Source organism: Paenibacillus sp. FSL R7-0026, from assembly GCF_038004485.1.
In the GTDB taxonomy this organism is placed as follows: domain Bacteria; phylum Bacillota; class Bacilli; order Paenibacillales; family Paenibacillaceae; genus Paenibacillus; species Paenibacillus xylanexedens_A.
In genome coordinates this window covers 3770409-3780898 of record NZ_JBBORG010000001.1, presented here as the reverse complement: position 1 = coordinate 3780898, position 10490 = coordinate 3770409, and the positions used below count along the sequence as shown (strand labels likewise).

The 10490-nt window shown below is 45.2% G+C and carries 10 protein-coding genes; 2 read left to right on the top strand and 8 right to left on the bottom strand.

All coding sequences use genetic code 11. The features are described from left to right. Positions 1 to 208 precede the first annotated feature (208 nt). Positions 209 to 391: a YjfB family protein gene (locus tag MKY44_RS16670; protein WP_017687885.1), complete on the top strand. Its 183-nt coding sequence runs from the start codon at positions 209 to 211 to the stop codon at positions 389 to 391. 145 nt (positions 392 to 536) lie between these two features. On the opposite strand, the gene MKY44_RS16665 is transcribed toward MKY44_RS16670, so the two are convergent. From MKY44_RS16665 to MKY44_RS16645, 5 genes are all read right to left on the bottom strand, one after another. Next, positions 537 to 1274 (bottom strand): HAD family hydrolase, encoded by a 738-nt coding sequence (locus MKY44_RS16665; RefSeq protein WP_341007919.1) that lies wholly within the window; start codon positions 1272 to 1274, stop codon positions 537 to 539. A 71-nt stretch (positions 1275 to 1345) separates the two neighbouring features. Then, positions 1346 to 2395: a zinc-dependent alcohol dehydrogenase gene (locus MKY44_RS16660; protein WP_341007918.1), complete on the bottom strand. Its 1050-nt coding sequence runs from the start codon at positions 2393 to 2395 to the stop codon at positions 1346 to 1348. A gap of 275 nt (positions 2396 to 2670) precedes the next feature. Continuing rightward, positions 2671 to 3909, bottom strand: coding sequence for an aspartate aminotransferase family protein (locus MKY44_RS16655; protein WP_341007917.1), 1239 nt, complete (start codon positions 3907 to 3909; stop codon positions 2671 to 2673). An 89-nt stretch (positions 3910 to 3998) separates the two neighbouring features. After that, a complete protein-coding gene (locus MKY44_RS16650; RefSeq protein WP_341007916.1) occupies positions 3999 to 5207 on the bottom strand; it encodes an MFS transporter in 1209 nt (402 codons plus the stop codon). A gap of 341 nt (positions 5208 to 5548) precedes the next feature. Next, positions 5549 to 6181 carry a DUF1963 domain-containing protein gene (locus tag MKY44_RS16645; protein WP_341007915.1) on the bottom strand — a complete coding sequence of 211 codons (633 nt, stop codon included), beginning with the start codon at positions 6179 to 6181 and terminating at the stop codon, positions 5549 to 5551. A gap of 203 nt (positions 6182 to 6384) precedes the next feature. On the opposite strand from MKY44_RS16645, the gene MKY44_RS16640 reads away from it, so the two are divergent. Beyond that, a complete protein-coding gene (locus MKY44_RS16640; protein WP_076317583.1) occupies positions 6385 to 7086 on the top strand; it encodes a pseudouridine synthase in 702 nt (233 codons plus the stop codon). A 70-nt stretch (positions 7087 to 7156) separates the two neighbouring features. Here the strand turns inward: MKY44_RS16640 and MKY44_RS16635 are convergent, their stop codons facing one another. The 3 genes from MKY44_RS16635 to MKY44_RS16625 form a co-directional block, all read right to left on the bottom strand. Then, positions 7157 to 8095, bottom strand: a complete 939-nt coding sequence (locus tag MKY44_RS16635; RefSeq protein WP_341007914.1) for a DMT family transporter — start codon at positions 8093 to 8095, stop codon at positions 7157 to 7159. Then, positions 8092 to 8943: an AraC family transcriptional regulator gene (locus tag MKY44_RS16630; RefSeq protein ID WP_341007913.1), complete on the bottom strand. Its 852-nt coding sequence runs from the start codon at positions 8941 to 8943 to the stop codon at positions 8092 to 8094. The genes MKY44_RS16635 and MKY44_RS16630 overlap by 4 nt, the downstream gene beginning before the upstream one ends. Before the next feature lie 226 nt (positions 8944 to 9169). Next, on the bottom strand, positions 9170 to 10285 hold the full coding sequence (locus MKY44_RS16625; RefSeq protein ID WP_341007912.1) for an NADH:flavin oxidoreductase: 1116 nt from the start codon (positions 10283 to 10285) through the stop codon (positions 9170 to 9172). Positions 10286 to 10490: the final 205 nt, after the last annotated feature.

Here is a 10490-nt window from a genome sequence, read left to right as displayed (position 1 = left end):
GGGGTGTCCTCAGTCATGCTCATGACTTATGGGACGCCCCTTTTAGTGCTCTGTTAATGATGATAGCTGGAAAATTACTGTAGATGGAGAAATAAAGTCTCTTACGTGGTCGGATCAACATTTTGATCGACCTTTTAACAATTCCTCCCTTCTAACCGATATATAATAAGTACATCTATGTAATCAGAAAGTGAAAGGAGTGCAGAACATGGATATTGCAGCATTATCAATGGCGATGAGCCAAGCTTCAGTAGTGCAGTCGGCAAGCTTGCAAGTGATGTCGATTACAAAAGACATGGCACAGCAGCAAGGGCAGCAGATGGCGGAAATGTTGAAGTCAATGCCTGCTCCTCATCCCAATCTGGGTGGAAGTCTCGATCTTTCGGTTTAGTTGAAATTACAGCATGTGTCCTCATGTAACACCCATTGCAGCAAGCAAAACCCAAACAGCTCCAATTCAAATGAATTGAAGCCATTTGGGTTGTTTTTTTCTAAAATACTCATTCCGAAATTACGATATATTTATTACGATCTTCTCAGCGAATCTTTGACAAACTTGGCAATCTGCCTTCAAAGGGCAGCGTATCCTTCAATGTCCATAACTCATCGTAACTGGAAATCTGAAGATCGGCTTTGGACAAGTCCTGGTTCCCTGATCCCGGATTGCGATATCCGATGCAGCGCATGCCTGCACTTTTGGCTGCTTGAACACCATTGCGCGAGTCTTCGATCACCAGACAATTCGAAGGAGATGCACCAATCATCTCAGCTGTGGTCAGGAAAATATCTGGTGCCGGCTTGCCGTTTGTAACTTCCTCACCTGTCATTCGCACCTCAAAGTATTGTCCAAGTCCGGTTTTGTCCATGATCAAATCAATCAGTGCACGTGGAGAGGAAGAAGCAACGGCTATGGGTACGTGTTGCTCATGCAGCCAGCTTAACCAGCGTTCCACGGAAGGCATTGCCGTCAGATTCGGATGGGCAAGCATGGTTTGCATCACATTATGCTGATGATAAGCAAATATTTCTTCCAGCGTAGCTGTCAGCTGATGTTTGTCCAATACTTGCTGCCACATGGATTCCAGCGTAACTCCAACATAGGAATGATGTTCTTCATCAGTCACCCTTGCTCCAAAATGGGCAAAAGAGCTCCGCTCAATCTCGAAATAAATCGGTTCGCTGTCAATCAGTACACCATCCATGTCAAAAATGACCGCTTGAATGATGTCATCATTGGGCACTCCCAGTCCGTTAGATTCTTTGTTTGCTGCCATGTTGTATTCCTCCTCCAGGATTGTGTAAACATATGTCTCTAATGTAATCCATTAATGGTTAACCTGCCACTTTAGAAACTGGAACCGCTGGATTGCAGTACAACTTTAATGGCATGTGAAGAGGCTTGAAGTGTGCGTCCCTGAATATCGCAGCCAAGTGTACGGAATGCCTCTTCGTAATCCTCCAACGGGAAGGAGTGGGTGATGATTTTTTTTGCCGGAATAATCCCTTGTTCAATCATATAATGTGCGGTAGCAAAAGTCCCCAGAGAATCGATGGAACCAATAATTTTCAGACTACGGTCCACAACTTCCTTGGGATTGAAGGATGTGTTTCCATCTCTCAGACCAACCAGCATCAGATAACCGCCACTGGCGAGCTGGGAGAGCACTTGTGTACCTACGACACCTGTTGTATCCACAATCATATCGACCTGATGGGTTGCGGGTGACAGTGATTCTATTGCATTTTCGAAGGATGAATGAACTTCCCAACGATCAGGTGCAATGGAACCGGCAATGGCTAAGCGTTCTTCGGAGATGTCGACGAGACAGCCGGTAACCCCTTTGGAAGCGAGCGCGTAGCTGTACAGAATGCCAATCGGGCCTGCACCCAGGATAACTGTTCTGAAATTCGGCAGTAGATGAATCTGATTAATCCCCGTCAGCATACAGCTGAGTGGTTCCGTCAAAGTTGCTTCTTCATAGCTCACATGATCCTTCAATTTGTACAAAAAGCGATCTTCGGTCACATAATAATCTGTAAATGTTCCGTCAGCACTCACACCTGTCTCGGTAACAGACTTATGTGTGCAATGATTTTGTCTGCCTGTTCTGCACATGTCACATTGTCCGCAATAGTAGGTAGGATCGATCACAACACGGTCGCCCGGTTGTAATGTCGTTACCGCAGAGCCAACATCAATGACTTCCCCGGCAGACTCATGACCGAGAATGACAGAAGGAACCGCATGATATTTGCCGCTGACAATACCGAGATCGGTACCACATACACCTGTCGCCCGAATACGAACCAACACCTGATTATCTCTTGTAATTTCCGGGACAGGCCGTTCCTCAAGCGCCACATCCCAAGCCGATTTGTATACCAATGCAAGCATGATATAACCTCCTTGTAATTATATAAAATATAAATATAGCGATTCATCTTAAAATAGTTTTTTCAAGATACGAAAGTAGTGAAGGGGACGAAATCGATTCTGGAGAAGCGAAGCGTTCGCCTCAAAGCTTTCTGAAAGAAAGCTGCTTCGGAAGCATACGCTATCAATGGATTTTTCCCTTGGGAAAGGGAAATCAAGAAAATCCGTGGATAACAGCCATCATAAGAACGATTCGTAACCGAAACGACCACTTCGAACAGTTGCATTGAAATGTTTTAATTAACGCTGGCGAGCACTGAATCCAGCCGCTCCACAATCTCAACCAGTTCGTCTTCGGTTGTGGTCAGGGAAGGCCGGACCTTAACAACGTTGCCGAAGCCATATCTTGAACTTCTCAAGATTAGATGCTCATCTGTAAAAGCGCGGTCAACAATGGCATTGGTTTTGAGCGTATCCGGTTCATTACCGTCACCTACAATCTCCAACCCCCACATTAACCCGACACCACGAGCTTCACCGATACTTGGGTATTTCATAGCCAATTCATGCAGCAACTCACCCAAAATTTCACCTTTGCGTTTCACCGCATCCAGAAACCCGGGTTCGGATACCACTTCCAAGGTGGATTTGGCAGCAGTTACGGAGATCAGATTGCTTCCTGAGGTGAAGGAATGTTCGTGCTTTTCGAGCACATTCAGCCGGGATTGCATTAACACCGCAGCAACAGGTACGCCGATCCCGCCAAGACCTTTGGCAAGGGTAATCATATCAGGCTGGATATCAAACAGTTCGCTGGCAAACATGGTTCCGGTACGACCGATTCCGGTCTGCACTTCGTCGGCAATGAGAATAATATTGTACTCATCACACAGTTTACGCAGACGTTTGAAATACCCGGCGGGAGGGATGATGTTGCCGCCATTTCCAAGAATGGGTTCGATAATCATGCATGCGACTGAGCCGGAACTTGCATATTCTATCGCATCAGATGTAGCTTCAACGCATTGATAGCCGCAGTCTCCATTTGAGGATTTGAATGGGCAGCGATAACAGTATGGGGCAGGTACATGGACAGCGTTAGCAACAGCCGAATTGGGGAAGCGTTTCCGCCGGAAGGCATTTCCCGAAATCCCGGTGGCAAATTGGGTCTGCCCATGATGGGACAGATACAGGCTGATGATGTCTGTTGATTCGGTATACTTCTGTGCAATTTTGGTTGCACATTCGTTGGCAGTTGAACCAGTGATATCCCGCATCCATCCGGCATTAATGTCGTTTGGAGCATATTCGATTAAGTGATCAAGTACTTCATTTACGTACGGTTCGGTGAAGGAGGAAGACATATGCGTCAGATTGCCGACTTGTTCCTGAATTTTGCTGACAACATGTGGGTGATTATAGCCCAGTGACAGATTGAACGTGCCCGACACGCCATCCAGGTATTCAACACCTGAATCGTCAATCAACTTAATCCCTTTTCCGGCTATGAAGCGGTTGTTGGTTAAAGTTTGCATACGATTTCCTCCAATATAATGGTGTACTAGCTCGAACGAAGCTCAACAATCCGGATGATGCGGGCATCACCTCCCTTAAGAAACGATGTTTACATTTCCTTGCTATGTTGTGCGAGAGCAGTACGTACTGCATTATTTTTTACAGTCCATAGATGAGAGATCATCAATGTGAGCAGCAGGATCAGACAGAATCCGGCCAAAATCCAGATCGTATTCACGACAGGCCCTGTACTCATACTCCATCCAGTCACATACTGCAAGATGGCACCTCCAATACCACCCGATGCGATCAGGATACTGGTTGTCCGCTCGGTCATACCGGGAATAAGAACATTTGCATAGACCAGTGCGATACAGAACAGCCCCGACATGAACAGACCGGTTCCGAAGATGAGCACATACGTTGCCCACTGTCCAGTTACAAATACCATAGCGACCGTAAACAAAAGCGTGCCAACCGTGCTCCAGATCAGGAATGGCATATAGTTGACGGCTTCCGCTATTTTCCCGGAGAAAAGACGACCGATGATCATCGCAATCCACAGGATGGAGACACTCAGCGATGCGACAGATTCCTGAAGGTGCAATCGTTCTACGAGGATGGAGGGCAGGAAGTTCATCAATCCCAGTTCCAATCCCATGTAGATGAAAAAGAAGATGACAAAGATTGTCAGCAGACCCAGATGTTTTCTCGAATATCGGGCTTTACCTGCTGCATGTGCCACTGTATTCTCGCCAGCCTGCTCCAGATACAGTGCGGCTGGCCGGGGCATAGTGATCCACAGCAGCATGAGAACCAGTGACAACACGGCCACCGTATAAAAAGTAAGATGCCACAGATCCATCCAGATGAATAAAGCAGCGACCACCGGGATGAGAAGTGCTCCAAGAGCAAAGAAGACATCCAGCTTGGACATGGCGACCGCCTTTTGATTCTCAGTGAATTCGATCGTGAATGCACCTACAGAGGGTTCGATGATACCTGAACCGAAACCTACGATAATTGTGAGAAGAAGAACTACAGACCAGGATGGCAGAAAACCGAGTACTATATAGGCGGCTACAATACAGATTAGAGCAAGGGTCAGCATCGCTTTTCTTCCGATACGGGCTGTCAGAGCAGGAGCTGCGATTACACCGACAAGAAATCCAAGAAACTGCAGAAATAACAAAAATCCGCCATCACTGTAACCGCGCTCATAATGTGACAATAAAACAGGAAGAAGTGCACCGAGCACAACGCTGGTTATGCCGATTAACAGATAAAAACCGCAGCTTAGAGCGAATATTCTTTTCAAAAGCCCGCCTCCTAGTTGGATATAAATTTTATATTATGTAATTAATGTTTATTTCATATATAACTTATACCATAATTGTCCAAATGTACATGCTTTTTGTTGTAAAATAATGTTAAATTTTGATGAAGAGAAATATTTCTTGTGCTAAGTTTTTTCTAAAACGATTTCGTGTCGAAAGGGTAGATATGATTCAATCCATATGACTTTTTAACAGTGTTTGGTATCTGTATTGATCGAAGATAGTAACACGTACATATATAAAAAACGTTCCCTGTCTGAGTAGACGGGAAACGTTCTAATTAATTTTTCTATATGATGAACCTGACTTCCACGTATCGCTATTAAGCAGTCTGTACAAAGAAAATTCCATCGAATGGTGCGTGAGCAGACGCGGGACCCCTTCGCAAAAATAAATAACCGTTTGCATCGGGAAGACCCAATATATCCCGATAAGGCTCAGGAAAATCTCCGGAATATATTTGACAAACCAGTTGATGTTCTTCTAGCAAATGGTCAATTCCTTTCACACCGTTTGGTACAGTGGGAGAGAAAAATGGAAATGCAGGGAACTCCTGATCGTCTAACTCCATCTCAATTAAACGTACGCCGCTTAACGGAATGGGTGGAACGGGACATACGGAAGTGAGTGGATGCGAAGATACCGAGACATAAGTGCATCCGGCAACAATATTCTCGTTCCATTCCAGCTCATCTCCCGTATAGGTTACCTGATCCAGAAAATATTCGGAGGCAGAGTAGGTTGAGAAGACCGAGATATATTTATCTTGTGGTAAAGATGGGATATGGACCTGCTGTGAAAGTGTATTGCAATTGATGGAGAACAGATGTAATAAAGGCTGACCCTCAGGGTTGAGTGGCCAGTCGGAAACGTATGCAGTCTCTCCACCAATCCACATGCCAGAGTCTTGGTTTGGATTATCGGGGTCAATTGTAAATCGAGTAACTTTGTACATGAGAAACTCCTTCCAGAGTGTATTTTGGCTTTCCTATGTAACGTTGTATGTGTTTTTATATAACAATTTATTGCTTCGTTTCAGTATAAATGAGATGATGTGGAATGAAAATCAGTACAAGGTACTAACTCATTGCACGAAGCGAAGAACGTACCAGCACTCTAAGAACAAGTGGCAATACTATAGATGAGAAGTGGTGACACATGTTAATTAACAAATACATAAGTGAAACGGGATTCTGCTCCCGCAGGGAAACGAACCGTTTAATTGCAGCTGGACGTATAACGATCAATGGCAGGGTATGTGAAAAAGGGGCGGAAGTTGAACCTCACGATGTAGTACACATTGATGGGAAAGAGATTCCTCGTAATGACAGCGAACCTGTCTACATTGCTCTGAACAAACCCATCGGTATTGTCTGCACAGCAGCAGAACATGTGGAGGGGAACATCATTCAATATATAAATTATCCTTCTCGCATATTTGCGATAGGCAGGCTGGATAAGGCATCTGAGGGGTTGATTTTGCTTACGAATGACGGAGGCATTGTGAACAAGATGATGCGTTCGGAGCATAATCATGATAAAGAATATGTAGTGACTGTAGACAAACCCATAACAGATCAATTTGTAAAGTCCATGTCTGAAGGGGTTGAAATTCTGGACGTGGTGACCAAGCCCTGCGAAGTGTATAGGCAAAGTGACAATGTGTTTCGTATTATTTTGACACAGGGTCTCAACCTGCAAATCCGGAGAATGTGCAAAGCCTTGGGGTACCGAGTCCTCAAGCTGGAGCGTGTACGAATTATGAATATTACGCTGGATCAACTCGAGCGGGGGCAATGGCGTCAACTGGAGCAAGAGGAACTGGAGATTCTGCTGTCTCAATTAAATGAGATAAAATGAATGACTTCTGCGCATGTCAGCGGTGGTCAACCACGATGTTCAGTTTTATCAGTGAAAAATGAAGCAAACACTAACCCCTATGCGGATTAGTGTTTTTGTTGTTAAGCTTGTGTCCTTTTTGTTCTGAAATGTAAGAGCCAAGTAGGGTTAAGAACGCACCGAGTACAATCACCCAAGTTATCTGCTCTTGAAGAATCAGTGCAGATGACACAACAGTAATGACAGGCACCAGATAGATATATACGCTCGTTTTGATAGCTCCGAGAAGATTCACGGCCTGGTTCCAGGTCACGAAACACAACGCGGAAGCACCCAGACCGAGATAGAGAACATTAGAAAGGTTGGTCATACTTGTGAAGCGCCCGAGTTCCCAATGGAATTCAAACAGGAAAAGAGCTGGCAGCATGAAGATCAGGCCATAGAAGAACACTTTGCGTGTGGCACCGATAGTGTGATGGGGAAGCTCGCCAATTTTGCGCATCAATACAGAGTATATCGCCCATACCGCAGGTGCTATAAAAGCAAGCAGATCACCTATCGGATTCAGTTGCAGAATGAAACTGCCGTTCAGGGCGATGAGTAGGATACCGCTCAAGGCAATCCCGAATCCGATGATAAAGCGGCGCGTTAACTTCTCACCATCTAAGAAGAAGTGTGCGAGTACGGCAGTAAAGAACGGTGCAATGGAGACAATAACACCCACGTTGGAAGCCGTTGTGTAAAGCAACGCAATATTTTCAATGAGAAAATATAGAGTCACTCCACATAGTCCTGCTCCGATAAATAACCATTCTTCTCTGAATGAGGCGGTCCGCAGTGAACGTGGATAGATCAATAACAGTACCAAATACCCGATCAGGAAACGGAAAAATAAAATTTCTACAGGAGTAAAATCAATCAAAAGAACCTTGGTCGAGACAAACGTAGTTCCCCAGATCAGTATAGTAAACAAAGCGAGTAGATGTCCGGTAGGGGCTTTAGTGTTTTGATGACCATGATGACTCGTCATACGATGTTAGTGGTGGTTCGTTTCAACTCCGTATCATGATTGAAGATACGTCTGTATTGATTGGGCGTCAGGCCGATCAGTTTTTTGAAAAAATTCGTGAAATGGCTCTGGTCACTGAATCCTGTCTGTGCAGCTACTTCAATGGGAAGCAGACCTTGTTCCAGCAGACGTTTGGCTTGGTTAATACGAATCGTCTCCAGGTAGCGGTAGGGTGATATGCCTTTCTGGCGAGTGAATAAACGCAGCAGGTGATACTTGCTCATCTCCGTCAAATCGGCTAACTCGTTCAGCGAGATGCTCTCCATGTAATGAGCTTCTATGTAATCACATATGCGTCTGATCTCCAAGGTAACATCCTGTGTGGAAACAGGCGGTTCAGCATCCGAATAATCTCGCATTAATTGATCCAGCAGAAAGAGTAACAATTCTTCTTTGCAGAAATCCGATTGCTCCTCCAGAATCATCTGATGAAGCTCGTGCAGGGAACCCACAAGTTCACTCTGATAGAGAACGGGGGATGTGAACCGTGGCAAGTAAGCTTGTCCAGTAATCTCTTTTGCATACTCTCGCATAATCTCAGGCTGGACGTTGATACAGCGATAATCGAGGGTTCTACCATCGACCTGTTCGCAGGCATGAGGATCATGTGGATTAAAGACAATCATGTCACCACTATTCAGAATGTATTCTTCGTTGTTGCAGACGAGGTGTCGCTTGCCTTGTTCAATGAATCCAATGACGTAATAGTCATGAAAATGATTGGGAAACTTCTGCATAATGCCTTCAAATTGATAAGCTTCTAGCTGTAAATCGCTATCAAAAACGACAGTCCGGACTTCCCGAGTCATGATGCACCTTCTTTCTGGTAAGTTAAGATCATTATAGGTTGCAAAGAAGGAATTTTCTTGAACGATATTGCTATTGCTCGAAGTGTCTGATCGGACAGATATCTCCAAAAAACAAAATACCCGCAATCCCGGAGGGAAAGCGAGCCCTTTGCTTAGTATAGTTGATTCATGAGTTCAAACCTATATATAGGGGAGAAAAAATCTCTGGAACAATAAGTAATTGTTCTTAGTGTAACGTAGCGAGTGCTTCAGGTGTAAAAGCCTGTATCTCAGATATGCGGCCTTCGCGTATTTTGGCAGCCCACGCCGGATCACCAAGGAGTGCACGTCCCACAGCTACCAGATCAAATTCCTGTTGCTCATATCGCTTCATGAGTTCGCCCATACCTGGATGTGTTGCTTTATCTGCTCCTGCTTCAGGTTCATCTGGCATACCCACAGAACCGACGGTAATGGTGGTTTGACCACTCAGCTTCCGTACCCAACCTGCAAATCCAAGTTCAGATCCTTCGAACTCGGGCTCCCAGAAGCGTCGTGTGGAGCAGTGGAAGATATCTACACCAGCGTCAACCAGCAAACGAAGGAATTGTTCCAGTTGTTCGGGTGTGTCGAACAGTCTGGCTTGATAATCATTCATCTTCCATTGGGAAATCCGCATCGCAATAGGGAAATCAGGACCTACCGCAGCACGAACTGCCATTACAAGTTCAACTGCAAATTGAGTTCGTTTCTGAAGGTCACCGCCATAGCGGTCCGTTCTCCTATTCGTTGTTTTCCAGAAAAACTGATCGATCAGAAAACCGTGCGCACCGTGAAGCTCAATTCCGTCAAAACCAATACTTTGCGCATTGGCCGCTGCATCGGCATAAGCTTGAATCACAGTTGCGATCTCTGCCTCCGTCATGGGTGCACCTACTTGAGTACCTTCCATATCAACTCCCGATGGACTAAGTGATTCAGCCTCGGGGTGAGGCTGAGATCCGGAAGGACGAACGATTCCCATGTGTAAAATCTGCGGAAAAATCTTGCCGCCGGCTTCATGGACTTGTTTGACCACTTCAGCCCAGCCTTGAAGAGCTGCTTCTCCATACATATGAGGGATTCTAGGCTCACTTGATGCTGATGGATGCTCAATCGTCGCACCTTCTGTAATAATGAGTCCAACACCATGCTCGGCACGCCGACGATAATATGCGGCTACATCGGGGCCCGGGACACCATCCGGGGAGAAGGCACGAGCCATGGGGGACATAACGATGCGCGAGGACAGGGTTAATTTTTGAACAGTGTATGGTTGGAACAGAAACTCCGTAGAAATAACATTATGTTGTTGATTACTCAAACTAAGCACCTCCATTATTATGCACCATCAAGCGGGTACGAGTGCAATCTTAACAAGGTCTATAGGCATGCTCAACCAACAATCGGAGCATTTTGTTGCTTAAGCGAAAGACACGGATTATTGTATGGTGTATTTGTACTTACTTTCACTTGTTGAACAAATAACACTTATCTATAATGAAGGAGTCTAACCAAATATTTTGTGT